The following is a 25,464-nucleotide window of genomic DNA, read 5'->3' as shown; positions in this document are numbered from 1 at the left end:
GGTGGGCTACCGCGGACGGGCAGTATCTGTGGAGAACCCCGCGCGGGCCTCGCGCTCCTCCACGGTCTCCAGCTCGTGAAAGAAAGTCACTTGCCAGCCCGCTGGTCCCTGAACTCGAGCGTTCAGGGAGCGAAACGGTGTCAGTACCGGGGGCGCGAGGACTCGGTGATGCGCTCATGATCACCACTCTCACCCCTCACGCGCACGTGAGGGGCAAGGCCCCATCGGCCCCGAAGAGTCGCGAGCATGTCCAGCTCCCGATCTATCGCCTGTTTCTCGCTCTCGAGACGACGCCGGGCCGCATCGAACGCGCGTTCCAGTTCATCGTCGGAAGCGGACCCGCCCACAACGCGAAGGAGGGTCGCGATGACGGAGCTGCAGAAGCCAGCGTCGAGGAGGTCCCGGATGGTCGCGATGACGGATTCGTGCTCAGCACTGTAGAGACGCTGCCCCGAAGCGTTCCGGCGCGGCGCGAGCAGCCCTTGGTCTTCGTAATAGCGAAGCGCCCGCACGCTCACTCCGGTTCTCGCAGAGAGCTCCCCGATGCGCATGGCTCGATTCTCGTCCGTTCCACCAATCGGCGCTTGGAACAATGGGTGGCCCGCAAACAGAAGCGGCTCCGATCCAGTGAATACCTGGTCAGAGCCGTTTCGGAGGTGGTGGTGTGTTCAGCTTTTGAGAAATGCCCGGTCAGGTAGCCCGCTATTTTGAGCGTCGCCGGGGCAATTCCACGGCAAGGGCTCGAGAATTCCACCGTCTTCCCCAGCAGAAGCCGACACCGTTAGTTCAAGCCGATCGACATGAGCTGGCTCGGTTCGCGAACGGGGTAGGACGCTAGTCGCTGGAGAACGTCACACTGTTCTTCGTCGAGGTCGTGGGATCTTTGAGGGGGCTCGACCGCGGTGAAGTCGCTGCGGTGAGTTGACTCGAAGAATGGCGGTCGAGTCCATGTCCTCGAGGTAGCTGCGCAACGCGATAACTAGTGACGAGCGCTCTACACGCTACATTTCCTTCATGCGTCTTACTGGTGTTCGCGTCAAGAATTTCAGGACGATCGGCGGACAAGAGCAGTTCGTGAATCTCACTAGGTCGCTGACCATCATTGGGCCGAACAACAGCGGCAAGACGAACTTGCTCCGATCCGTGCAGATGCTTTTCACGGGTCACGAAAACGAGCATCGCTACATGGTTTCCAATGACTCGCCTCGAGGCAAGGGTGCACGCACCAGCATTGTTGGGTACTTCGACGGGGACCCGGCCAGTGCTGATAAGTCGTTTTACGCCGAGCTCGATCGGTTGTACGCGATGTACGAGTTGGACCGGCCAGGGAACAGCGTCGCGCTTTACTTGACGTTCTCGCCTTCGGGCACCCCGACGTACAACTTCTTCCCGAACCAGAAGCGACCTCGCGACGGTGCCGTGCAAACCAGCATCAGCCGGTTACAGAAGCAGCTGGTTATGGATCTCCTAGGTGAATTCCGATGTCATTTCATTCCGTCCGAGAAGAGCATGCGTGAGCTGATTGAAGAGGTGCTCAATCCATTCATTCGAGGCGTAGTCGTTGATGTCCTCACGCCGCTGCTCGACACCATTGAGGGCGAGCTGACGAAAGTATCGACGAGCATCACCGAGGCTCTCATCGCGAGCGGCGTGGACGGCCTGACGGCCACGTTTGGCTTCCAAGGCGGCTCGATCGAGAATATGTTGAGCGGGTTCGACTTCTATCTGAGCGATCCTTACAAAACGCTGCTTGAGCGGAAGGGTCAAGGGACCCAAAGTCTCGCCTTCATGGCCGCGTTGCACTGGGTGTCCAGAAAGGAAGCCGAATCGGGAATAAGGTCGATTTGGCTCGTCGAGGAGCCCGAATCTTTCCTGCACCCGAAGCTTTCTCATAGCGCCACTCGACTTCTAGACACTTTGGGTGAGATCTCGACGCTAGTCGTAACCAGCCATTCCATGGCGTTCGTTCCACACGACCCCAAGGGCGTAGTCGGAACAGCGCTCGATGCGGATGGGAACACTGGCATCGAGACCTATAGCTCACACGAGAAAGCGACGGCGGCTTTACGAAAAGGTCTGGGGCTCCGGTTTGCTGATTACTTCTCACTCGGGACCTCGACTGTGCTCACTGAAGGCCAGTCCGATTCCGAGTACATGCGCTGGTTCTTACAGCTGACTGACGGGTGGGAGAAATGCGAGTGGCCTAAGTTGCGGGCAGCGACCTTCAGCGATCGCGGAGGCGCATCGCATCTAGCAGGATTTGTCCGAGCAAATTACGAGATTCTTCGGAAAGAACAACCGACCGTGAGCCTGTTTGACGGTGATAGCGCAGGTGTTAAGGCCGTGAGCGATTTGTCGGCCTACTTCAGCAATATCGGGGTTCCCTTCGACTCGAACCGCGAGTACGTCTACGTCCGGAATGGATTCGCAATCGAAGGGCTGTTTCCGGACGCCTGGATTGCCGAGGCCCACGATGTCAATCGGGGCAATTTTAATGAATTTCAAACAGATGCGGCGGGAGCGTTGATGCGTTTTCGTCTCAAGGACGGAGCTAAAGCATCGGTAGGCAACGCCTTGAAGCGCCGAGCGGAAGCGGAGTCAGACAAGTTATGGGCGTCGATGTGGTTGCCAGTGGCGGAGGCGCTGGACCGAGCGCTGGATCTACAAACAAGCGTTGACGCGTAGCTGGGCGATCGCACTGGGCGGTGTGCCTGCACCGTTTCAGCCCTCGATTTTTGCTGCCGGCACTGAGCCGACGCCACTCCGCGCGTTCAGCGCAGCCTCCGGCTCCGGCTCCGGCTCCGGCTCCGGCTCCGGCTCCGGCTCCGGCTCCGGCTCCGGCTCCGGCTCCGGCTCCGGCTCCGGCTCCGGCTCCGGCTCCGGCCCAAAGCTGCCATAGCGTCTCATCTCAGCAGGCCCGGCATGATCGATCATGCGAATTACAGGAGAGTAGGAGTAGATGGTGCTTACAGGCTTGCTGGCATCAGCTCGGGAATTGCGATTTCCGCTGACCGTCGGGTATTCCGCCTTGTTGTCGGTCTGGCTTTTGTTCGGTGAAGTCCTGGCCGCCGCGGCTCGCAAAGACGCGCTCGGGCGGCGCGTACTCACAGCGCTTGACTCACTGGGTGGCACGGCGGAGGTTGGCCTATACACCTTCGTTGCCGCGATGCTCGGATCGGTGCTCTGGCACGGCGGAGTTGCGCGGCTGGTCCGATACATTGCGGCCCGAGGCGGGCACCCAAATTGGGAAGAAATGATTGACCAGGCCAGAAGGGCGGCGCGACAGTACGGAGAATACCGCGTCACCACCAACAAAGGTGCGTCCGGTGGGCAACCGTCACCGTTCGATGCAACACACACGGTTCCATCTCCCGAATGGGGTGCTCACCTTCTGGAACGCGTGCAGGAGCGGGAGCGGAAAGCGGCCGAGATGTCATTCCGCGTGACGCTGGCGCTGGCATTAGTTCCGATCTCTCTAGCGCTCGGCCTGGAGGGCGGGGGCCTCTGGTGGTTGTCGCTCGTCGCCATTCCGGTGATCTGGCTCGACATCACGATGCTGAAGCACACGACGCTTCGTGTAGTCCATCGATACAAGCTCGAAGACTTGCAGGAACGACTGAGATCTTCCGAGCGGGAGCTGAACGAACTGGTCGCGAGAGTAGCTAGCGTCACCAACGAAACGGCCGACGGTTCCGCAACGAAATGGGAGCGCAACAGGATTCTTGAGCTTCAGAAGCAGTCCACGAAGCTCAACGCAGCGATCGACGAAATCAAAGCCCACACCAACCGGCGGGCATCCAGGATCTTTGCGCTCATCGAGGGAGAGCCCGCGGAGTACCGGTAGCCGACTAGTGGGCAGGTCGCGTGATCGCTTCTCCACAGGCCGGCCTGACCCCGTGTGGTCTTTTAGTGAGGTACATTCCGCGTTAGAGCCTGGAGGGGACAGAATGCCAGCGGATCGCGGAACGCTTGAGATGGTCGCCAGCGAGATGTGGCCGGGTGCGGCGGAGATCGTCCATCTGGGCACAGGCGGATTCGCATGCACGTTCAAGGTTGTGAATGACGGCGAGACGTTCGCGTTGAAGCTTCTGGATCCGGGGACGTTGGAGTCTGAACGGCTCGAGCGAGAACTGGCGGCACTCCAGCGGGTGGAACATCCCGGAGTCGTGCGGTTCCTGGGCTTCGGCACCTTCTCGTCGGCGGGAGTCAATTACAGCTGGATCAAGATGGAATTCATTGAAGGGCGCGCACTCGCTGACGACCTTGACGGCGGAGTGGTCTACACGCCACTCGAATCGCTTCAGCTGATGAGAGGCCTTGTTGCTGCGGCTTCGGCGATCTGGCTGCAGCGGACCGCCCACCGGGATCTCTCGCCGCGCAATGTCTTGATGACCCCCGACGGAGCGCCCGTTATCGTAGACCTAGGGCTCGCAAGGCACGTTGACGACGAAACAATCACTTTGCTCCCAACTCCGGGGACGCCAGGCTGGATGAGCCCCGAGCAAGTCAACGCTACGTCCCATGGCGATTGGCGAAGCGATCAGTTTGTCCTCGGCGCGTTGGCGTATCGGCTCCTCACGGCGAATAAGCCGTTCTGGGCGCCGAACGTCATGGACCGTTGGATGATGCCGGCCCTCCACGCGCAACCACCAGTACGAGCCGTCGACCCCGACGTGCCGAGTGTGGCTGCGGACATCGTCGATCGCATGCTTCAAAAGCTGCCTCATCGACGTTACCTTCGAGCTGAGGACTTGCTTTCGGATATCGATCGAGCGCTTGCTGCCCTTGAAGGGGAGCGAGGTACGGAGGATCGGCATCCGCACTTTTCAGTTCACATCGCTCAGATCAAGAACTGGGCTGAAGATGGATTCCTCAGCACCCTTGGTCCGCGCAACGCGATCGTCGACATTCAAGCCGGGGAGCGGATCGCGGAGTTCACGTCAGCAATGCACGACGCTGGCGGACATGCCGTGCTGGATCCTGCGACCCACTTCCTTCGGAGCGCGCTCGAGTTTCGCCCAGCACAGATCAAGTCGCTGCCCTGGGGCGAGGGTCCCAGACTGAACGCTGGATTCAACAGCTACGAGGATCGAGTCGCATGGTGCAGAACGGTGTTTGATCACCAGCTGTCATATTCTCCGGACGTCTTGATCGCGCCTTACTTCTACTCTGCGGAAGGCGAGTCGAACTGGGTCAGCGAAAGTCTGGCGTGCGCGAGCGTGTACACGGAGTTGATGGACGCAGCGGATCCACGCTTGCCGATTTGGACCGCGGTCGCAGTTCACCAGTCCTGGATTGCGGACACAGACTCGCGGGACCTCCTTCTCACGGCATTGACTGGTCAGCCGATGGATGGGTTGTACCTGCTTGTTGCAACGACGCAACCCGCCTTCGGGCCGATAGCCGACCGTGATTTGCTCGTGGGGCTCCGAGACGTGATCGGGGTGATGCGCGAAGCTGGAGTTCCGGTGATCGTGGGTAAGCGAGCAAGTAGTGGCTTGCTGCTGCTGGCCCTGGGCGCTGATTCATGGGCCAGCGGGGTGACAGCGAATCTGATGAATTCCGCGGCTCATCCAGAGGCGAAGTCCGGCGGAGGAAAGTCCGTCGACCGCGTCTATGTCCCGCAGCTGCTGAATCTATTGGCCGTGGACACCTTCATCCTTTGGTCCAGGCAGCATCCCGAGCTTCTGCGCTTGACGACGGATCAATCCCAGCGCCTGCTTGAAAGCAATCCCGACCTCGAGAGCCTGAGTACCGCAGAACGCATCCTGCTTCTCCGTCACAACCTGACAGCGCAGAAGTTACAAGTGGACGCCCTAGCTGCTCTCCCGGCTGGCCAACGGGTGGCACGAATGCGGTCTTGGGTGGACGAGGCCCAATCTGTTTACGCCCGCTTCCCGCAACCTCGGCTACCAAGCGAAGGCGCAGGTTTCCTGAACGCGTGGGCAGCTGTGCTCAGTTAGCCGTCCTGTTAGTAGGTGGAGCACCTGCTTGACGCGCGCCGCCCTCGAGAGCTGCGGCGAGAGTATGTTCAGAGGCCATCCGGCGGCGCCCACGAGAAGCTAGGGAAACTGCAGGCGGTTCAACTACTTCCTCTGCCATGAGCGTGTGGACTGCTAGTAGGCCGACTCCAACAGAACGCGCTCGGTTCATGGTTTCGAGCGAGACGCGGTGCGCCGGAAGAGCAAGATATGAGGCGTCGGCGAAACTTCGGTTCGCATGGGCTTGGGCGATGCCGCGCGTGAGATCTGCGAGTTTCAGTTCGACGGCGATCAGTCGTTGGAATGGATCTTTCGGATTTGCCCTGCTGCGGAACTGTCCGTTCTCGACGGAAAGCAGCTCGGTGGCGACAAGTGGCTGAATAGCGCGACGGTCGAGCTCGTAATAGGTTCCCGGTGCCCACTGTCGGAGTTGAAGACGCGTCTTCGCGGTCCTGCAGAAATCGAGCAACGCCAGCTGGAGCGCGGTCGCTATAGGCGGCGCCTGCCGCCTGCGATTTCGGAGAGCGCGCCTATCCCCTAGACCCGCCACGAGGTCCGGTACGCCGAATCCAACTTCTACCTCGCGTCCGATACAGGTGGCTCCCATCGACGATAGCCAAGCCTCGACGGGGGGTGCCATTGCTGACTCCACAGAGAAGTTGGGACGTTCTGCCACTCTGAACATGTCGATCACGCCGCCCAATCTCCTCTCCCGAGCCCTACGCAATCCGGTCACATTGGACTGCGCTTGTGCGGTGAAATCACCCTAGACCGGGCTCCTGACCGTAGGGGCCAAACACCCTGGTCCTGCGATTGATTGACCGACAATGGGCGAAACACCCGTCGCGCAAGCAAGGGTTGCCGACACCTCTGCCCGCCAGGGACACGCGGTTGGGCGCCGACCGCCTCAGTCACTCGAAGAGGGAGCGTGCTGACGGAACCATGCCCACGCTTCGTCGAGGGGATCCCACAAGTAGCGGTATCTAACGCGATCTCGATACCACTCCGATCGCTGCCGGAAAGCCCTCTGAGTGGATGAGTAGTCGGCCCACAGCCAGCCGCCACCGTAGGGGCCCATGCCATAGGGCAGGTCGCCGAAACCACCTCTCGTCGCGAACGTGACCAATTCATGTGTTCGACCGCCGCGCGCAAAAACCAGCGCTCCAGCCGCTTCACCGCGGCTTGCTCCGTACACCTCATCCTGACCTGCCGTCGATTCGATTCCCCGGGATGTGAATAGTGCTTCATGCAGGTCGTAAACGGCATGCAACCCGAAGTGAACCTCGATTGCTGCCGTATCGATGTCGTCACCCTCGCACGCGACCCTCACTCGTTGCGACGCGAGTTCGAGTGCACGCACTCCGAGCGCGAACGCACCGACTGCGCCGTCCACATTCTCAGTAGCAGGGTCGCCCATGCCGCCAGCGTGTCATGCCCGAAGCTATTTGAGCGGGAAGCACCGGCTGCGACAGCTACCTGGGTTCCGCCGAGGCATGCGCGACGTCTCCGTCAGCGCCCACGATGAAGACGCCGGACCGGCGTGTAGGCCTGCCTGCTCTGCCCAAGCTCAGTGGTTCGTAACCGATTAGTGGGTATCGGCGCGGACCCGACGCGAAGCACGAATCAGGCGGCATTCGCGAATGGCATGAACCGCCCCAGCGCAGAGAGGTTCCGCACGCCCGCCTGGTCAAGGAGGACAGCAGGCATGGTCGCGTTGTTCAGGTGACCGACAATCCAAGTGGCACGCATTCGCTGGCTGTTCGGGCCGGGGATGCTGCTGCGGGTGCGCGCGATGAAGTTGTTCACCAGGTTCTTGCTGGCCCCCTCTCGGTCCGCGCAGAACAGATACGCCGCAGGGTCCCGGTCGGTGATGCCCTTCGCGAGCAGGCGCGACCAAGCAGCGTCGACTACCACCCTGCGGGCACGCGACCCATGGACCGACACAGTGACCACCCCACCGTCGGCAGTGACGTCACCGACGCGAAGGTCCGCAATCTCACCGCCCGAGAGCCCAGCTCCGAAGCCCAGCGCAATGAGCACCCCGGCGTTGATGCGGCGGACGGCCTGAGCACAAGACGCCCATGCGCGGAAGGCTTTCATCTCGTCCGCCGCGTACGGGACGCTTGGGTCTGACGCCGACATCGGGGTGAGGTGAACGCGGGGGGCACGCTCCCCGAGGAGCACTTCGGACATTCGCAGAAGGATGGAACGCATGTTGCCGCAGGACGTGGGTGCCATGCCGGGCAAGGCAGTGGTGATGAACGTGTCAATCGTCCTCGGGTGAAACACGACCTTCAACGTGAGTACAGGGACTTTCGGCTGGGCGTAATCGACCAGCCGGGTGGTCGCCCACTTCAGGTCAGCCGCTGTGTAGGCGACCTTGGGGGCCGCTGCCGCGCAGGCCTTCCCGATGAAGCGAACTACATCGACGTCTGTCGCGGGCCGGGTGGTGGTGTCGGTCATGGTTGCTCCTTGTTCACATCAGGAGCGAGAGTCGCTTCCCACTGTGTACATGCGCGGACACCTCCCGCCAGTGTGGCCGAGACAGCAATGGCACCCCTCCGCCCCGCGCGTGGGCCGTTCGCATTCGCAGTTGAGGAGGCTTACTACGATTTGCGATATGACTGACGGTGAAGGTGCCACGGGTGACGGATACGCCGTCACTTGGCCGGACTTTGCGAAGGCGACTCATCCGCTCGGTGATTGGGTCTGGCCCGACTTGAATCTTGGCCTCGATTTTTCATCGTTCGCGCCGAAGATCGAATTGCCTTGGTCATCTACGCTGCCGCCAGCCTTTTCAGCTGATTTCTTTCGAATCGCCGGTCTCACCGAGGTCCATGACGGCGTGCGCGCCAGGATGGAAGCCGTCGTAAGTCCACTTCTCGAACCCATATTGAGCAGTATTCGCGCATCGATCGGTCAGATCGTTCTCCCGTCGATTCCGCTCTACCTCCAGTCGATACTGGGGGCGCTGCCGGACCACGACCTCCGAAGATCTGCGCTCCCGGCGAACATCGCTTCTTCCAGCTCTGCCCCGGAGTTCGAGTTGCTGCGGTTGTGGATGGACGAAGGACTTCCCGTCGCTCACGTCCCTCGAGCGGAAACGTTGGACTTGTTGGCGGCAGCCCAATCCGCAGCTGCGCGGCGCTCTATCTACGGCCAGCGCTGGCGCGGAATCCTCAACGACTGTGACGCACTTCTCGATGAGGCAACGACCACCAGGACGGCGGCGATTGTCGGCCAAACGAAGAAAGCAATCATTGGTATCCGCTCGGGGCACACCGATCTCGCGCAGGCGTTCGCCGGCAACGCTCTTGACACCGCGATCAGTCAGACCTTCCCAGCGAAGTACTACCGAGAGTGGATCTCGTCGAAGAGCGTCGGCGACCCGGAAAGCCAATCATTGCGAAGATTCTTCATGCTTGCTCAGTTACAGGCCGTGCACCGCAGGTATGTGCCGGGAGACAGCGTCCCTTCCACCTTCAATAGGCATGCGACGGTGCACGGGGTCGGGTTGGGGCGACAATATTCGCGCTTGAATGCAGTTCTCGCGATCGCCCACCTGACCAGCTTTGTAAGGTTCATCGAGATTGAGTTCAGCCGCCGCCCCGGTCAGTAGCAACGCGACACACGGCCCCCGACGCGGAGATATCAGACGGCCGCGTTCTTCTTCGCGTAAGTCCATCTCGTTCGGAAGGCAACCCAGTCGGCGCGGGTGCCCGAACGTATGCAGAGCGGAGCTACCCGACTCCCCCACGGCTCGCAGATGAATTGAGAACTGCGGCAAAGGGGCGTCGCCACCGCCGCGCTAGGAAGCTGACGTGTCTACAGACGAGGTAGGACTGTTCTTCAAACCTCACGTCAGCATCAGCAGATGGCCTACAGATTGCGCTTTCTCGAGGCCGCAACCTTGGCGCCGATGAGTTGTGGGGCGCAATGGTCACCTCGCGATTCGAGAACGCTTTCTCGGCATGGAAACTCAGAGCTTCATCGTCGTACAGCAAAGTGATTGACTCAACCGGTGACTCGAGAAGAGAGCTTGCCTGGACCATGGAGTGACGATGCACTCCAAGAAACGGATATCGCTGGCCGACGAGAGTTTGTGCAAGCGGTCGCGGCTCGGATTGACGAATGCGTCGACGGGCAAGGATCGACCGTATTTGGCCTAGTGGGACCTTGGGGTAGCGGCAAAACTACGTTGCTGAAGCATGTGGTCGCCGATCTCGACGACTGGGAAGTCGCTTGGTTCACTCCATGGTCCGCGTCAGACGTTGAGTCCATCACCGCCGAGTTCGTATCCGCGCTGGCGCAGGCCTTTCCCCCGAAAAGTCGTCTCAGAAAAAGGCTCCTGTCTTACGCCCGCTTCGGCGCACCGACGCTGAAGCTGATCCCGGTGATGGGCGACGTAGCCGCGTCCCTGGCAAAGGACGCGGTAGACGCCTTGGCGAAGAATCCTCCTTGGCATGCGGAGTTCACGTCACTGAGCGCTGAGATCGCCGATCAACACAAGCGCGTGCTTGTGATTGTCGACGATGTCGATCGGCTGGACGGTGAAGAACTCAGATCGCTCCTCCGTGTGGTGCGACTTTTGGGCCGCTTTGAGAACGTGCATTACCTCCTGGCGTATGACCAGGCGACCATCGAGCGCTCACTGGAGTTCGTCGGAGCTGCAGGTCAAAGTTCTGATTTCATGGAGAAGATCGTCCAATACCCATTCGAGGTACCCGCTCCACCGGCAGTCGTCCGTCGACGCTGGTCGCGCCAGATATTGGATACAGTCAGCCCGGGCGCGGCCTTCGGCACAGCCTTCCTCGAAGTACGCGAAACCTTCATTCGGCTGCTTGCAATGGCCCTAGAGACACCGCGATCCGCCCGAAGGCTTCAGGAGCAGTTACAGAGTCTCGGCAGACTCATCGACGCCGCTGAAGTCGACCCGCTCGACTTCGTTTGTCTGACCTGGCTGCGCATCACCCACCATGACGTCTGGGACTACATTCGCTCGAATCCCGAGCACATGACGGCATGGAGGGAAAGGGATACGAGAGAGGACAAGCAGGCCCGCGTGGACGAGATTGTCCGCCATGTCCGCAGCGGAAACCCACATCCGGTTCGGGAACTAGTGGGCTTCGTGTTCGAGCGCGGCGGTCTTGAGGACCTGCTAGCCGGTAGACGGTGGCGAGCGCAAGACCGCCGGTACTTTGATCGCTACTTTCAGATTGCAATCGCTGACGACGACGTGAGCGAGCTAGCTATCGAGAGAACGGTCAATCAGCTCGCGGCTGACGAAGAGGCTGCAGCGGACGTGTCGGCGCTTCGGGAAATCATCCTCGGAGACGATGAAGAGAGATCAGTGCTTGCGCTTGACGTTGGGCTGTCCGCGCGGCGCCAAGAATTCCAGACGTCGGTCTCGCTCCTGCGGTTTCTGAGCGACATCAACTCCGAACTCGAGGCGCAATCGAAGGTTCATCCCGCTCGGCTTTCGTCGGCATCCCAGTGGCTGACGCGGGAACTGTTCACCTCCCTCGAGAGCAAGCTCATGCCTCACGCCAACCTCATTGAGACGTTCGGCTACTCCCGACTCGCGGATAGTGCTTTCTCAGCTAGGCGAGCTCGCGGTCACGAGGAAGACAAGATGAAGGTTCTGTACGCACCGGTAGTTGATCAGTGGCTGGATGCAATCAGAGACGAGGAGCTCGGCTCTGTTTTAGCTCGACCGGAGCTACTTTCCATGACAGTCCTGTCTATTTGGACTGACCGCCCCTCAGGGCGGGGTTTCCTGGCCGAGCGACTTTCCAGCAGCTTGTCGTTGGTGCAAATCGCGAGCGCCTACGTGTCCTATAACGAGTGGGTGGGTCGCGGCGTTCACTACGATGCCGTGTTCCGTGAGCAGGAGTTCAGGTACGCGATCGGTGAGGAAGTTCCCGCACCGGTCGCCGAGGGGGTGCCGATGCCAAGTGATTCGCCAGTGGAGGAGGTGACCGACCTGGCTTCGCGGAGCCTCACCGAGCAACAGAAGCACGAGTTCGCCATTCGCGCTCTCCATCAGACTGACTTGATCTGACCGACCCAGACTCCGACGCTTCCCCCGTCCCCCTCCCGCGCGCAGACCACGCCCGCCGTTGAGCCTTGATTGCAATCAGCGTCAAACATGTTTGCGGCGAGATTTCATCCTCGGCCGACTTGATCTCAATGCTTCATCTGCATGGCGGGCCGCGCGAATGACCTCCGACTCAGCAATCAAAGACCGACATAAGACGACGGCGATATGCGCATCCGCTTCGGGTCTCTCTGAACGCCGCGATGCCGCTACAGAAGGCCTTGCTAGGGAACAGTAGGACAGAGTCGGGATCGCGATCGTCTTCTCACGCGGCAGGCAGCTGCTTTCGCTGAAAGTCTTCCGGCTCGTCAGTCGCCTCGCGCAACGAACCGTCCTCCTTCGCCCCCACCCGCCCAGCCAGTCCTCGTCACCGCTGAACCGGATATCAGCCTGCGACTACGTCGTCACCCGCAGGCCAGCCATCGTCTTGTCGAGGAGTTCGATCGTCTCGGCGCGGTAGTCCGGCAGCTGTTCCACGGGCGTGACCGCGAGCGATAGCAGTCGAATCTCGGCAACCTCGAGGGCCTCGAACTGCACCCGGCCGACAACTACGTGGGCATTGGCAGCCTTTCCCAGCGCATCGACCAGCGCTGAATCCGGCCCGCGCGCGACCGATGCGGCTTCCACAAGACGACGATTCAAAGCGCGGAGAGTTGCCTTCGCGCGTCGGAGGCGTCGGCGGCGGAAGACACCGAGTGGACCAACAGGTCTCATCGCCCGCAATGCCTGGGCATGCTCGCGGAAGAGGTAAGAGATCTCGCCCCATTCCCTTCGCATCGTTGCGCTTTGCTCGGACTTTTGCTTCTCTTCGTCGCGGCCCTTCAGCTGCAGCGCAAATAGCCACGCTACGAACGCACTGAACGCGCCACCAGCAAGCGCACCCCACATCGTTGCCCAGAACGATTGCCAGAAGTCCACGAGCGAAGACTACTGTCCTGGAAAATCTAGCCCTGCCTTAGTAACCGGACAGTCGCAACGCTGGTTCCCTACCAGGTGCGAAAGCCGCCGGCCTCGGTCAATTTTGACCGGGGTGTCCCACGTTGGATGGATTCGGCGTCGGTGACGCTCCGCACGATGGACCTGCGTCGCCTGGGAGTTCGTCACTGCCACGATGCACAGCAGGTGGATCGTTGCAGGCGACCGACAGCGGCGGCCGATGTCCGGGCGCCTCACGATTCAGACGTCGATCGCCAATGCCCGGCTGAGCGCGGCGATGTTCTCCTCGTCGCGCTGATAGTGCGAGAACTGCCCAACCCGGGTGCACGCGACCAGCCCTGCGCGCTGAAGAACCGCCATGAACTGTGACGCTGTGGATTGCGAAACATCGGCCCGTGCCTGAATGTGCTTCAAGCAGACGCCTACCTCGGCCGCTGGCCTGTCCTGGGAGGGAAAGGACTCCGGGTCCTTCAGCCAGCCAAGGATCGCGAGGCGCGTCGGATGTCCCAGTGCTTTGAACGCCGCGGCGAGGTCGAGTCCCGTTGTGGTCTCCATGCATTCAGCATATCGCAGTATCGCGATTTACCGATATGCGATAGAAATGCATCGGTAGATCACGATTTGACGATGGGACGCATATGAATGAGAAGACCGCATTGGTCATCGGAGCCCGAGGGGTGATCGGGGGAAACCTCGTCACCCACCTCGAGGCGATAGGGGGCTGGGATGTGATCGGCGTGTCCCGCCGAGGCGGAGAGAGTTCCGGGGCTGTCCGGCACACTGCCGTCGACCTCCTCGACGCTGAGCAGACGCATCGCGCATTCGCGGATCTCGACGCAGTGACCCACGTGTTTTACGCGGCCTACCAGGACCGGCCGTCATGGTCGGAGCTCGTTGAGCCGAACCTGCGGATGTTGACCAACGTCATCGATGCCGTCGAGCCCGTCGCCCCTGGACTCGAGCACGTGAACCTCATGCAGGGATACAAGGTCTATGGAGCGCACCTCGGTCCGTTCTCCACGCCCGCCCGGGAAGACGACCCGCCACACATGCCACCGGAGTTCAACGTCGACCAGCAGCAGTTCCTCGAGAAGCGCCAGGCCGGAGCGTCCTGGACATGGTCGGCGCTGCGCCCCTCGGTCGTCGCCGGAGTCGGCCTCGGCAATCCCATGAACCTCGCGATCGTCATCGCCGCGTACGCGTCCATCAGCCGTGAGCTCGGCATTCCGCTACGTTTTCCCGGCTCCCCCGGTGCCTATACGAGCCTGATCGAGATGACTGACGCGGGCTTGCTCGCGAAGGCGGCCGTGTTCGCGGCGACGACCCCGTGCGCCGAGAATCAGGCGTTCAACATCACCAACGGGGACATCTTCCGCTGGTCCTCGATGTGGCCGAAGATTGCCGCGTACTTCGACCTCGAGGTCGCTCCGCCTCTCCCGATGCGCCTCGCCGACGTAATGGCCGACAAGTCCGCAGTCTGGGTCGAGATGGTCCACCGGCACGGGCTCACCCCCACTCCATACTCCGACGTCTCCTCATGGGCGTTCGGGGACTTCGTATTCAGCTGGGACTACGACGTCATTGCGGATACCTCGAAATCCCGCCGAGCAGGTTTCCACGAGTACGTCGAAACTGAGGCCATGTTCCTGCGAATCTTCGACCAGCTCCGAACCGCACGCATCATCCCGTAGTCGCTCACCCCGTTTTCGTTCAACGGGTCCGCTACCGGTCACGGTCCACGTCCGTCATGAAGCCCACCCTGGTTTGGCGTTCCTCCACGGTCTCGAGTTCCTGGAAGAACGTGACCTGCCACCCGGCGGGACCTTGCACGCGGGCGTTCAACGACCGGAAGGGTGTTTGAGTCGGCGGCGCGAGGACTTCGGCGCCAGCGCTCTCGGCATTGGTCACGGCTGCGGTGGTGTCGTCGACTTCCAGTGCGATCCGAAGGGATGCTGGCAGGGTTGGAGGGACGCCTTCGACCTGATCGATATTCCTGGTGTGGGTCGGGGTCGCAAGCTCGATCGTCGCTATTCCTGCGTGCAGGATGGCGACGCGGTCGTCGCCGTCCGTGGCGAAGGCGGCCTGCTCGCGCATTCCGAGTGTGTCACGGTAGAAGCGGAGTGCTGCGTCGAAGTCTTCGGTCTCGATGATCAGCCGAAGCTGTTTCGGGGTGGTGGGGTTCGTCATGAGCGTCAGTCTCTTCCCTGACGTGCACGTGAGACGCAAGACCCCATCGGTGGCGAAGCGCGGCGAGGGCCTCGAGTTCTTGCTCGATCGCGCGCTTCTCGCTGGTGAGCCGATGTTCGGCAGCCTCGACGACATCCCGCAATTCGTCGGCCGACGCCTCCGGCTCACGAAGAGCAGGAAGCAGGGCGGCGATGACCGAGCTGCAGAATCCTGCGCCAAGAAGGTCACGGATGATCGCAACGATGCCCTCATCCTCAGGACCGTAGAGCCGCTGCCCTGCCGCAGTCCGTTGCGGCGCGAGCAGCGCTTGCTCCTCGTAGTAGCGGAGGGCCCTCACGCTCACGCCTGTCCTGCTCGCGAGCTCACCGATGCGCATGGGGCGATCCTCCTTCATCAGCGCGATCGACCTGAGGTCCGCCTCAGCGGATCTCGTTGCCGGGGTTTTCCTCGTCGTAACGATGACGTGCCTCAGCAACAGCAGAACGCTGCTCAAGTGACCAGTCAGCAAGGGCTTTGACAAGGTGGGTCAGGCTGCTGCCCGACGGGGTGAGCGCGTAGGAGACCTGCGCCGGCACGGTCGGAAAGACCGTGCGGTCGACTAGCCCGTCGCGTTCGAGCCGCCGGAGGGTCAGGGTCAGCATGCGCTGGGAGATCCCGTCGATTGCGCGCTGCAGTTCACGGAACCGACGCTCGCCGGACGCGAGCTCGACGACTACGAGCACCGACCACTTGTCGCCGACGCGGTCGAGGACATCCCTAATCCCACAGTCCGGGTGTTCATCCAGCCCGCAGGGTGCGAGGCCTGCGGTTACTTCGGTGTGCGTGAGTGACACGAAGGTGCCTCCTTGTGGGCGCTGACGGGACGCAGCACGATCAGTGTAGTTACTGAACAGAACCACGAAAGGTGGGGCTTTGATCCTCGTTACCGGCGCAACTGGCCAACTCGGCTCCGCGATCCTGACTGCCCTCCGCAGACGAGGAGTCGACGCGATCGGCAGCAGCCGCCAGGCGCTGCCCGATATGAGGAGAATCGACTTCGACGACCCATCGACGATCTCGTTCGACGGCGTCGACACGGTCGTTCTCATCTCCGCAGGAGAGGCGGAGGACGACATCGTCATCGCCCGGCACGAAGCAGCGGTTACCGCCGCAGAGCGCGATGGCGTCAAACACATCGTCTATACGAGCGTCACTACCGCCGGGGACCACCTTGCCTTCGCGGCCGCGCATCGCTGGACCGAGCGGCGCCTCGAGCGCGGGACCGCAACGTGGACGATCCTCCGCAACGGCCTCTATGCCGATCTCTTCGGATCCCTCCTGACCTGGAACGGCGCGCGACTTACCTCAGCCTTCGGCGAAGGTGCGCTGGCGGCGGTAACGCGTGAGGACCTCGCCGACGCGGCCGCGGTCGTCGCGATGACCCCCTCCGACCATGTTCACCGCACCTACGAACTGGTTGGACCGCCGATCACTGCTGCAGACATCGCACATCACCTAAATGTCTCGCTCGATGGAACATCCCTCGCGGCACGTCGGGCAGCGCTCGACCAGTCCGGATTGAAACCATTTCAGCCGGCGATGCTGATGTCGATCTATACCGCCGTTCGCCACGGATTCCTAGCCCAAACGGGTGACGAGCTCACGAGGCTGCTCGGGCGCACCCCCGCCGACGCTGTAAGCGTGGCAGCAGCGGTCGCATCATCCAGGCGGCTCACCTAGCGGTGGCACCGAAGCGCCCGTGGGCGATCGTGCAGCGGGCGCGCCATCATCGAACACGCGGTGCATCACACGCGACTAGTTGTAGTGATGCTGACCGTTGCCGCCTCAGGCCCAATGCTTGCGATGAGGCAGATCGGAGGTCAGCCCGGGATCCTCGCCTCGCGCGAGGTAGCGGTGCGAGCCTTCACCTGGCGCGTGATGGCTACGAGAAGCAACCCGGCAACGAAGATCGAAATGCCGATGTAAAGGGGAATCGTTCCGCTCCAGTCAGGGAGCGCGGTCACGAATCCGTTCCCGTCTGCCCGCTCCCAGTCGCACGCTCGCCCCAGGGGCCACCAAGAAAAGTACCCGCGGACTTGAACTGCTTCGGAAACGAGCGCGTAGGGAGCTGACTCCCGGAAGGGGCCTTCTACGAGACATCGATACTGCACGCCCGTATAGGAAGCTATGACCTGCTGGAAACCGATCCACGCGATGCTGAAAACGGCACTGGCCCAAGCCATAGTCCAACCCGTGATCTTGAGGGTTCGGCGGGTCGTCATCGGCCAACCCTACTCACGACACAATTTCGGACCCGACTGCAGGCAGTCCCATGCGCGAACTACCTACCGCCACGCCGGTACCCGTGCAAACCAGGGATGACGATCGCCTTGCGAGTGCTCTGCGCCCGTCCGTTCAATAGAGGATCGCCTACCGCACCGAGGCAGAGGCTCTTACTCATTCACCAGGTTCTTGCACCAGGTTGAGACTGAAGAGCTCTGAGGGCGTCGTGTCGAGGGCTTCGCAAATCAGGGTCCAAGTTGTGAAGCGTATGGCTTTGGCGTGGTTGTTCTTCAAAATAGAGAGGTTTGCCATGGTGATCCCGGTCCGGGCGGATAGCTCGGTGAGGGTCATTCCACGTTCCGCGAGCACACGGTCGAGATGGCAGATGATGCGGTGCCCTGAACCCGAGCCGCCATCGCCATCGTCGACGTTAGACGACACCGTCGACGTCTCGTTCAAGTTTCGCTCCGGAGCGGAACGCGGTCATAAGGGCTAGGGCGACGAAGCCAGCAACGATGGTCGTAACGGGCCACTGAGGAAGGTTGGTTCCGATAGCGACGTAGTCGCCGCCGAGGAACTCGTTCCTCTGCGCGGGGTCAAACTGCGCCGTGACGCTGATGTGGGTGAAGAGATAGGCTCCGGCAGCCGTATCGGCTAGCCCCTGCAGAATTCCCCCACCGATCAGGATGCTGGCGAGAAGTTTCCAATGCCGCAACACCATCGGGTGAAAAGGTTCCGAGGAAGCAATGCGGCGGAGTGCCCGTAACAGGAACACGGTCGCTGCGACGATAATCATCGTTTCGATGAGTGCGGGTGTGGCGGAGAGAATCCGTAAAAGCAGGTCTGCGTCCGCGAGGGTTCCACTAGATCCTTGGCGCAGATCAGCCTGCAGAAGCTGGGGAAGGTGCTCAAGCGGCAAACGCCCGTCAGCTCCCCCGAACGTCAAAAGAGTTCGGCCGGTGAGGATCGTGACCATCCTCACTGTCACAGCAAGAGCACCCAGCGTCGCGACGACGATCAGTATCGGAACCATAGCTCGGTACAGGCCCCTGACAGGGGGAGCGGGAACAGTCAGTGCACCTACTCTTCGCAGTCTCATCAGGCTCCTTATCGATATTCAATAGTATTGAATATCAATATAGGCAGGACTCCGCCACTATGTCCACCATTCATGCCGTCGACAGGTAGACCCGTCATCGGATGCGTGCTGACCAAAACGAATTGCCGAAGAAGCGGTCGGAATTCATCGCCTGTGATTCGCAGCGATAAGGGGCGGTGTTTTTGCAGCCACTTAAGCCGCGCGTAAGAGGATCGGTGATCGAACGGGCAGCAGCACAGCGTGCGCCCCTGACAATCACGAGTTAGCCAGATGCCCGGTAGCGTGCTCGAATGCTTCCCGATTCCACCGCACGATTGCGATTCCGGCCGATGACCCCGCCCGACCTCGACGACATCGCGGACCTCCTCAGTGATCCAGACGTCATGCATTTCTACCCGGCCCCCAAGAGCCGGGCCGACGCGACAGCATGGATCACCTGGAACGAGGACAACTACGCCGCTCACGGATACGGGCTCTGGATCATCGAGACGCTCGATGGCGAGTTCGTCGGAGACTGCGGCCTCACGTCGCAGGACGTGAACGGCATTCCTCTACTCGAGGTTGGCTACCACGTGCGGGTTGCATTCCAAGGCCGAGGGCTCGCGACAGAGGCAGCGGCAGCCTGTCGCGACTTCGCGCGCGACCACACCGATGCTGCGGAATTGGCGGCGATCACCCATCCCGAAAACCGGGCATCCCAACGCGTGGCCGAGAAGATCGGAATGCACCGGATCGACGACGACCTCGGTGGCAACATCGCCCTTCGCTTCGTGTTCAGCATGACCCTCGACACCGTCCGGTGACCGATCGGCCCACGGAGCGTAGTCATTCAAGCGATATGAGTTCCGAGTGCAGATCGCTGGGAACGCCGGTTGTGTTGTGCGACCATCGCACGTGACCATGCGATGGAGAATCATCTTGATCGGCCTCGCGGCATTTTGCGCCGTGGGCTGTGTTCTCTCACTGCGTGCCGGTTCAGGCACAGCACCGCTGTGGGTTCTGCTGTTGTGTCTCACCGCTGTCGTTGGTTTCGGACTGCGTAAGCGCGACACGTCTGAGTCCCCCCGAACCAAAACAGCGGCGATCGTGGCCACGATTTTGATCGTCGCAGGCTCGGTGGCTCTTGTGATCGTTGACGACATGCATGTGATCGACAACATCAGGTGAACCAGCTCACCGGCCTCGCCGCACCTACGCCAGCATCTGGGCAGGGATGCTCTACCGGACCCTGCGCCGCCCTGTGTTTCAGCGCTACCGCGGTTGCCTTACTGGATCGTCTGCCGGGCGTGCAACGCATTCCGTCTGTTTCCGTAGGCTCGCGTCTATGGAATCACGCACTTTACGGCTCGGCGAGACCGTCCGTACTCGCGATGGCGAGGTAGGCCGAATCATCAAGCCGACCGGGAACGGGTTATTTACCTGGCGCGAGTATCGCCTTTTCGATTTAGAGGGGAAGGCCGACCTCGTTGTTTACACCTTGCTTCTGCAAAGCGGCGAGGTTCGTCAATTCAGTTTCGACGCCATCGACGTAGCCCGCTGAATCAGTGCCCTCCGCATCGAGCGACGGCGCGATGGGGGATCCCGTTCTGGGATTCGTCGCCGGCATGAAGTAATAAAACTTCGTGCGGGTGGCGTGAGACTGCCCCTCCGTTCTCTCGATCGTTAGATCGCCATACTGAGGTTGTGCCAATTCCGCCGCGTCACGAAGCCGCATTCCTGCGGCTGACCGACGCCGCTCGACGTGTGTTCGGGACGCACCAGGTCTCGGTGACCTTGCTCGATCCCGACGCATCTCGCCTGCCGCTTCTGGAGGTCCCCGGCCTCTCGATCATCGGCGAACAATGGATCGTTGTCGACTTCGCTGGCGGCCGGCGACTCGAGCTCGATTGGGACGAACTCGGCATCGAACGGGCGCTAAGTCTGCTCGAACGACGGCAGCGGAGGATCGCTCTCGACAAGTCCGCTCCAGTCGGCCTACCAGGCTGGATCGAATCGCTTGTCGGTACTCGCGGCCAGGTGACCGTCCACGCTCCCGTCGCTGAGTTCGATCTGGAGGTTCGGGTCAAGCCCAATCGGGGTTCGGCTCTGCCGTTCTGCGCTCGTTTGCGCCATGACGGCAACGTCGTGGTTGAAGGTGATCGGCTTGAATGGTGGACGTTCGGCGGCGACCTCAACGACGACGGCGAGGCAGCAGCACAGGACCTGATCGAGCAAATAGTGCTCTACGGCGGCAGCATCAGACGCACCTGGCGCGGCGTCACCCTGCTCGACGAACACGGTGACTACTTCGCCGGGCCCACTTCAGGGCAAAAGCTGCCGCTCCGGCCTCAACGAATTCACTTCCACGCCTACAGCTAGCTCCATCCCGCCTCCCGCAGAAGGTATTGATGACCAGTGCGAAAAGGGTCTGGGTTCCTGATCATCGAAGTGAGGCCCGGTGGCCGGTCGGCCATCGGGCAGTGGTGCGTAACCTCCGAGACGCCAGCCCCCGTCATTACTGGATGCCCGTTTACCCCGCCCGGTGAAATTGCGCGCAGGGGTGCCCTATCTGCAACAAGCTTTGCCCTGCACCGACGCTGAGGAAGAAGGTGTCAAAACCCTCAACGAACGCGGCGTGCCCAGAACTGATCGATTTCGAGCGGTCTCCGGCTGCGAGTATTAGCCGGGTGAGAACCTATCCAGCTCTGGAAGCGCTTCGGGTGCGTCCGTGGCGACTGCTCTTCACATCGAGCCCATGGGCGGCAATCCTCTACCTCGCCTCAGGCGTGATTTTGGCGTTCCCCACGATCTTCGTGGTCATCATATTTCCGCTACTGCCTGCTTGGGCGAGGACGCTGTCTGCGATCGAACGCCGCCGCGTCACCATCGTGGGACTACCCATAATCTCAGAGCCGCGGAATGAGGCGGTGGTGTGGTCCTGGACGGGATTGCTCTCACAACTCCGCGAGTTGCGAACGTGGCGCGAGATAGGCGCCACGCTTGTTCATTTCCTCTTCGCCGCTCTCAATTCGCTAGTCCTATTGGTGGGGACATCGTTCATTAGCGCCTCGTTTGCAGCCCCTGTGCTGAGCGCCTTGGGTAACGCCTTTCAGGTGGGTGATTGGCGGGCAGAAACGCCGTTATCCCTGGTTCTGCTGGTGGTTCTAGCCATGCTGCTCCTCCTTGTGTTCGGATACTTGTGTGTCCTGATCTCCGGCGTTCAGGCCGTTGCAATAACCCTTCTACTGGGCAATGACACGGAACCCTTAGAACGACAGGTTGGGATGCTTGCTGATGCTCAGGTGTCTTTGATTGATGCGTTCGAGGCGGAACGGCATCGTATTGAGCGAGACCTTCATGACGGGCCGCAGCAACATCTCGCTGGCGCCGCGATGCTGATCGGACTGGGACGCGCAGAGCTGGAGGAGGCACAGTCGTCGCGCGGGGTCGACCTGCGGATACCTCTGAAGAAGCTTGACTTGGCACAGGACGAAATAGACCAGTCGTTTGATGCCCTGCGTGCCGCGGTTTCCGGGTTACGTCCGCGTGTTCTCGTCGAGCAAGGACTCGGTGGCGCCTTGCAATCGCTGGCTACCAGCTCCGCCATCAACATCACGGTCACCAGTAATCTGCGGCGACGTCTTGCGTTCCCGATCGAAGCCTCGCTGTACTCGGTTGCAACTGAATTCGTCGCCAATGCGATCAAGCATGCTGAGGCCGCCATTGTGACTATCCAGATAGAAAGTGATGAGACGGGCTTGCAGTACTCGCTCACAGATGATGGCCGGGGAGGTGCCGATCCACATATCGGCACCGGTCTCATCGGCATCCAGCACCGGGTCTCCTTGCTTCACGGCAGGTGCACCCTTTCCAGCCCCGACGGCGGTCCGACGGCGCTGCACATCGTGATGCCCACGAGCGCCCTTGCGATCGACACCGCGTGAGGATCGGGGTAGCTGAAGACGTCACCCTCCTTCGGGAAGGCATTCGGTCGATCCTTCAGGATGCCGGACACGACGTCTTGTGGACAGTTTCGGATGCCACAGAGCTCCGGTTCCGGTTCGAGAATCACCCGGCACCCGAGACCCGCCCGGAGTTGCTCATAGTGGATGTGAGGATGCCGCCCGGCCACACCGACGACGGGTTACGCGCCGCGATCGCCATTCGCAGCGGCTATCCACAGATTGGGATTCTTGTGGTTTCCCAGTACCTAGGTAACGAGTACGCGAAAGAGCTACTGGGCTCCGCCCCCGAATCTAACGGCGGAACCGGTTATTTGCTCAAAGAACGAATTGGTCGCATTGGCGACTTTCTAGAAGCGGTGGAGACAGTGGGAGCGGGGGGCACCACAATCGATCCAAAAGTGGTCGCTCACCTTCTCGCCCTTCCGAAGCGAGCCGTCCCTTTGTCTGGGCTCACCGACCGTGAATCCGAGGTTCTCCGCTTCGTGGCGGCCGGGCGCACCAACTCACAGATCGAGGCGGCGCTCCATCTGAGTGCGCCGACAGTGGAGAAGCATGTCAGCAGCATCTTCATGAAGCTGGGCCTGCACTCGGGGGACGGCAACCGTCGCATTCTCGCGGTGCTGCACTACCTCAACGCTTGAGGTAGCACGCGGGCCTAGGCAGCGAGCGACTCCCTCACGGAGCTTCGAAGACTATGCAGGGTCGGCAGCACCGTCGCCGCAAGCAGGCCAGCGAAACCAATCGCAAACATGACCGCCAGAGGCGCAAGGTCGACGATGAAAGCGGTCCCCGGCACCGAAGCCGTAAGCGCCGACCACACAATGGTTGAAGTGATCAGGACGATGATCAGGGCTAGTAATAAAGCGGTCACTGCATAGATCAGCGCTTCATAAATGGCTGAGCGGACGATCATGCGAGGGGTACCACCGGCCGCGTTGATCAGAGCGAACTCGCGTTCGCGAGCTCGACCCGACATGAAAACCGTGACAGCGGCCGCGACAATCGCTAGAACGAGCGGAGCACCAAAGATGACGAGGTTCGCTTCACCGTCCATGGCCGTCTGGTGAGGAACACCGCTGACCCGTTGAGCGTCTACGAACATGCTGAACACGCTCGTGAACGATCCGACGAGCACCAGCCCGACCGTGAGGGGAACGACCGCGGATGTGGATTGCGCAATGCGGTATCGACAAGCATTCCGGGCCAAGAACCACGCAGCGGAAACCCTGAGGGGGACGGCGCGTGTGCACATTGTCAAGAACGGAGACAATACAAGGGGCGCCAATGCGGCGAGCAGCGTTGACAGGGCGAGACCGACGAAGAGCCCGTTTTGGCCTATCCCCAGTATGCCGACGTCGCGTAAACCTGCACTGAGCCCTACCGTTGCGGAGAGCCCTGCTGCTGACAGGACCCACCGGGCGACACTCATCCCAGTCTTGGGATCAACGGGTGCACTGAGAACTTCGACTGCCGGCACCTTCCCCGCTCGGCGGGCCGCCCGGTGACCACCCAGCACCATGAGACTGGTCGTCACTACTAGAACGATCGCCGCACCCAAAAAGCTCTGACCAACCGACACACCGATGAGGGACGGGGCCCGCGAGGCAAGCCAGTCGAACACTGGCTGCGCCGCCGGCAAGGCAATCAGCACTCCAACCACCGATGCGACCATTCCGAAGAAGGCCAACTGAAGGAGCACAACCCCCGTGATCCGCTTCGGTAAAACACCACCGATTTGCCAGCGCGCGTATGTCTGCCGCTGAGCATCCACAGTCAGGTTCGCCACCCCGGTGACCACGATGATCGTCGTGACCGCGCTGAGGAAAGCAGGCATCGAGACGAATCCGATGATCCCCTCGAAATCCGCCGCGCTGATCTCCTGCGCTTGATTGAGAGAAACAGCACTCACCGTTAGGGCAGTCAAAACCGCGAGGATGACACTCGCTGTCACTGCGATCGCAAATGCTCCCACCCACAAGCGCGCTTCGTGACGCAGTTCAGCAAGAAGAAGTCGCAGCAACGTGGGCCTATCCCTCAGGGATCTGGTTGTTCAACGGCACAGGGAGCTTCGCTCTCTCTATTGCGGCGAGGACGAGCTCAGGAGTCGGGTGGGCCAATTCAGCGTGGATCTCCCCATCACGGAGTACCAGAACTCTGTCTGCCAGAGCAGCAGCCTCCAGGTCGTGCGTAACCAGCACCACGGAGCGGGTGCCTGTCGCGAGTTGTCGGAGGAGTGAAAGCACCACGGCACTCGTTTGCGTATCGAGAGCCCCGGTGGGCTCGTCGGCGAATATTAGTTGGGGTGACGTGGCGAGTATTCTCGCGATGGCCACCCGTTGCTGCTGCCCGCCCGACAGCTCGCCTGGGAGATGAGATGCCCGCTCTGAAATACCGACGGCAGCCAGCGCTGCGTCGACAACTCGCGAATCAAATCTTCCTTTCCGCAACCGCAACGGGAGTGCGACGTTTTCCCAGGCGGACAACGACGCAATCAAGTTGTAGGCCTGGAAGATGAAGCCCACACGTTTCTGACGTAGGGATGCCAGCCTCCCCGCTGATATCCGCCCCAACTCGGTGCCGAGAAGGGTTACGGCTCCACTGGTGACCTTCTCGAACCCGGAGAGGCAGAACAACAGTGTGGATTTCCCGGAACCGGAGGGGCCGACAATAGCAACCATCTCGCCGGCAGAGACGTCCATCGAGATCTCCCGTAGCACGGTGATGCGGTCAGCACGCTTGCCGTCGCCAAATTCTTTCGTCAGGCCCTGCGCGCTTAGAAGCTTCTCTCGAGTCATTGGCACAATGCTTGCAGCCGAGCGGCCGCCTGGCAGTGGGGAAAACCATACTCTTCGCAGTCTGACCGCCGTATTTGCGGGCGTGAGGGTGAAGGACTCGCGGAAGACGTGATCCATCGCGGTGCGCGCGCTCTTACCCAAGGGGCGTCAAGCAACTGCGGGC

The 25,464-nt window shown here is 61.2% G+C and carries 25 protein-coding genes; 13 read left to right on the top strand and 12 right to left on the bottom strand.

Annotated features, from left to right (window positions below):
* Positions 1 to 140: 140 nt before the first annotated feature.
* Positions 141 to 551, bottom strand: coding sequence for a MerR family transcriptional regulator (locus ACLHG5_RS11435; RefSeq protein WP_411318913.1), 411 nt, complete (start codon positions 549 to 551; stop codon positions 141 to 143).
* Between the two features lie 463 nt (positions 552 to 1,014).
* Here ACLHG5_RS11435 and ACLHG5_RS11430 point away from each other — a divergent pair, with 463 nt between their 5' ends.
* From ACLHG5_RS11430 to ACLHG5_RS11420, 3 genes are all read left to right on the top strand, one after another.
* On the top strand, positions 1,015 to 2,685 hold the full coding sequence (locus ACLHG5_RS11430; protein ID WP_411318912.1) for an AAA family ATPase: 1,671 nt from the start codon (positions 1,015 to 1,017) through the stop codon (positions 2,683 to 2,685).
* Between the two features lie 274 nt (positions 2,686 to 2,959).
* The gene (locus ACLHG5_RS11425; protein WP_411318911.1) at positions 2,960 to 3,844 is read left to right on the top strand and encodes a hypothetical protein; all 885 of its coding nucleotides are present in this window, start codon (positions 2,960 to 2,962) and stop codon (positions 3,842 to 3,844) included.
* A 103-nt stretch (positions 3,845 to 3,947) separates the two neighbouring features.
* Positions 3,948 to 5,963 (top strand): serine/threonine protein kinase, encoded by a 2,016-nt coding sequence (locus ACLHG5_RS11420; protein WP_411318910.1) that lies wholly within the window; start codon positions 3,948 to 3,950, stop codon positions 5,961 to 5,963.
* Positions 5,964 to 6,888: 925 nt separating this feature from the next.
* Here ACLHG5_RS11420 and ACLHG5_RS11415 read toward each other — a convergent pair.
* Entirely contained in the window at positions 6,889 to 7,398 is a 510-nt protein-coding gene (locus ACLHG5_RS11415) for a hypothetical protein (protein ID WP_411318909.1), read from the bottom strand.
* Between the two features lie 206 nt (positions 7,399 to 7,604).
* Entirely contained in the window at positions 7,605 to 8,444 is an 840-nt protein-coding gene (locus ACLHG5_RS11410) for a hypothetical protein (protein WP_411318908.1), read from the bottom strand.
* Positions 8,445 to 8,601: 157 nt separating this feature from the next.
* On the opposite strand from ACLHG5_RS11410, the gene ACLHG5_RS11405 reads away from it, so the two are divergent.
* Positions 8,602 to 9,600, top strand: a complete 999-nt coding sequence (locus ACLHG5_RS11405) for a hypothetical protein (RefSeq protein WP_411318907.1) — start codon at positions 8,602 to 8,604, stop codon at positions 9,598 to 9,600.
* Positions 9,601 to 10,002: 402 nt separating this feature from the next.
* Complete coding sequence (locus ACLHG5_RS11400; RefSeq protein ID WP_411318906.1) at positions 10,003 to 12,042, top strand: P-loop NTPase fold protein; 2,040 nt, start codon at positions 10,003 to 10,005, stop codon at positions 12,040 to 12,042.
* 432 nt (positions 12,043 to 12,474) lie between these two features.
* Here ACLHG5_RS11400 and ACLHG5_RS11395 read toward each other — a convergent pair whose 3' ends face one another.
* Together ACLHG5_RS11395 and ACLHG5_RS11390 are read right to left on the bottom strand one after the other, a co-directional pair.
* A complete protein-coding gene (locus ACLHG5_RS11395) occupies positions 12,475 to 12,996 on the bottom strand; it encodes a hypothetical protein (RefSeq protein ID WP_411318905.1) in 522 nt (173 codons plus the stop codon).
* Positions 12,997 to 13,254: 258 nt separating this feature from the next.
* Positions 13,255 to 13,569, bottom strand: a complete 315-nt coding sequence (locus tag ACLHG5_RS11390) for an ArsR/SmtB family transcription factor (protein ID WP_411318904.1) — start codon at positions 13,567 to 13,569, stop codon at positions 13,255 to 13,257.
* Positions 13,570 to 13,652: 83 nt separating this feature from the next.
* Between ACLHG5_RS11390 and ACLHG5_RS11385 the strand changes: the two genes are divergently transcribed.
* Positions 13,653 to 14,705: an SDR family oxidoreductase gene (locus ACLHG5_RS11385; protein WP_411318903.1), complete on the top strand. Its 1,053-nt coding sequence runs from the start codon at positions 13,653 to 13,655 to the stop codon at positions 14,703 to 14,705.
* A 31-nt stretch (positions 14,706 to 14,736) separates the two neighbouring features.
* Here ACLHG5_RS11385 and ACLHG5_RS11380 read toward each other — a convergent pair whose 3' ends face one another.
* From ACLHG5_RS11380 to ACLHG5_RS11370, 3 genes are read right to left on the bottom strand one after another with little or no spacing between them, the layout of a single operon-like run.
* Entirely contained in the window at positions 14,737 to 15,201 is a 465-nt protein-coding gene (locus ACLHG5_RS11380) for a VOC family protein (RefSeq protein WP_411318902.1), read from the bottom strand.
* Complete coding sequence (locus ACLHG5_RS11375; protein WP_411318901.1) at positions 15,119 to 15,577, bottom strand: MerR family transcriptional regulator; 459 nt, start codon at positions 15,575 to 15,577, stop codon at positions 15,119 to 15,121. Before ACLHG5_RS11375 ends, ACLHG5_RS11380 begins: the two co-directional genes overlap by 83 nt.
* A 43-nt stretch (positions 15,578 to 15,620) precedes the next feature.
* On the bottom strand, positions 15,621 to 16,034 hold the full coding sequence (locus ACLHG5_RS11370) for a winged helix-turn-helix transcriptional regulator (protein ID WP_411318900.1): 414 nt from the start codon (positions 16,032 to 16,034) through the stop codon (positions 15,621 to 15,623).
* A gap of 79 nt (positions 16,035 to 16,113) precedes the next feature.
* Between ACLHG5_RS11370 and ACLHG5_RS11365 the strand changes: the two genes are divergently transcribed.
* Positions 16,114 to 16,920, top strand: a complete 807-nt coding sequence (locus ACLHG5_RS11365) for an NAD(P)H-binding protein (protein WP_411318899.1) — start codon at positions 16,114 to 16,116, stop codon at positions 16,918 to 16,920.
* Between the two features lie 717 nt (positions 16,921 to 17,637).
* On the opposite strand, the gene ACLHG5_RS11360 is transcribed toward ACLHG5_RS11365, so the two are convergent.
* Together ACLHG5_RS11360 and ACLHG5_RS11355 are read right to left on the bottom strand one after the other, a co-directional pair.
* Entirely contained in the window at positions 17,638 to 17,904 is a 267-nt protein-coding gene (locus ACLHG5_RS11360) for a helix-turn-helix domain-containing protein (RefSeq protein ID WP_411318898.1), read from the bottom strand.
* Complete coding sequence (locus tag ACLHG5_RS11355; RefSeq protein ID WP_411318897.1) at positions 17,894 to 18,439, bottom strand: hypothetical protein; 546 nt, start codon at positions 18,437 to 18,439, stop codon at positions 17,894 to 17,896. The genes ACLHG5_RS11360 and ACLHG5_RS11355 overlap by 11 nt, the downstream gene beginning before the upstream one ends.
* Positions 18,440 to 18,852: 413 nt before the next feature.
* Here ACLHG5_RS11355 and ACLHG5_RS11350 point away from each other — a divergent pair, with 413 nt between their 5' ends.
* From ACLHG5_RS11350 to ACLHG5_RS11325, 6 genes are all read left to right on the top strand, one after another.
* Positions 18,853 to 19,365, top strand: coding sequence for a GNAT family N-acetyltransferase (locus ACLHG5_RS11350; protein WP_411318896.1), 513 nt, complete (start codon positions 18,853 to 18,855; stop codon positions 19,363 to 19,365).
* A 91-nt stretch (positions 19,366 to 19,456) separates the two neighbouring features.
* Positions 19,457 to 19,729, top strand: coding sequence for a hypothetical protein (locus ACLHG5_RS11345; protein WP_411318895.1), 273 nt, complete (start codon positions 19,457 to 19,459; stop codon positions 19,727 to 19,729).
* Between the two features lie 157 nt (positions 19,730 to 19,886).
* Positions 19,887 to 20,102 (top strand): hypothetical protein, encoded by a 216-nt coding sequence (locus tag ACLHG5_RS11340; protein ID WP_411318894.1) that lies wholly within the window; start codon positions 19,887 to 19,889, stop codon positions 20,100 to 20,102.
* Positions 20,103 to 20,245: 143 nt separating this feature from the next.
* A complete protein-coding gene (locus ACLHG5_RS11335; RefSeq protein WP_411318893.1) occupies positions 20,246 to 20,920 on the top strand; it encodes a hypothetical protein in 675 nt (224 codons plus the stop codon).
* A 230-nt stretch (positions 20,921 to 21,150) separates the two neighbouring features.
* Complete coding sequence (locus ACLHG5_RS11330) at positions 21,151 to 22,485, top strand: histidine kinase (protein ID WP_411318892.1); 1,335 nt, start codon at positions 21,151 to 21,153, stop codon at positions 22,483 to 22,485.
* The gene (locus ACLHG5_RS11325) at positions 22,482 to 23,147 is read left to right on the top strand and encodes a response regulator transcription factor (RefSeq protein ID WP_411318891.1); all 666 of its coding nucleotides are present in this window, start codon (positions 22,482 to 22,484) and stop codon (positions 23,145 to 23,147) included. The genes ACLHG5_RS11330 and ACLHG5_RS11325 overlap by 4 nt, the downstream gene beginning before the upstream one ends.
* Before the next feature lie 14 nt (positions 23,148 to 23,161).
* Here the strand turns inward: ACLHG5_RS11325 and ACLHG5_RS11320 are convergent, their stop codons facing one another.
* Both ACLHG5_RS11320 and ACLHG5_RS11315 read right to left on the bottom strand, forming a co-directional pair.
* Positions 23,162 to 24,415: an FtsX-like permease family protein gene (locus tag ACLHG5_RS11320; RefSeq protein ID WP_411318890.1), complete on the bottom strand. Its 1,254-nt coding sequence runs from the start codon at positions 24,413 to 24,415 to the stop codon at positions 23,162 to 23,164.
* A 118-nt stretch (positions 24,416 to 24,533) separates the two neighbouring features.
* Positions 24,534 to 25,301, bottom strand: coding sequence for an ABC transporter ATP-binding protein (locus tag ACLHG5_RS11315; protein ID WP_411318889.1), 768 nt, complete (start codon positions 25,299 to 25,301; stop codon positions 24,534 to 24,536).
* Between the last annotated feature and the right edge of the window lie 163 nt (positions 25,302 to 25,464).

Origin of the sequence: Marisediminicola sp. LYQ85, assembly GCF_046600695.1 — a bacterium.
Lineage (GTDB): Bacteria > Actinomycetota > Actinomycetes > Actinomycetales > Microbacteriaceae > Marisediminicola.
Note: the sequence above shows the minus strand (reverse complement) of the source record. Positions and strands in the feature narration are given on the sequence as shown.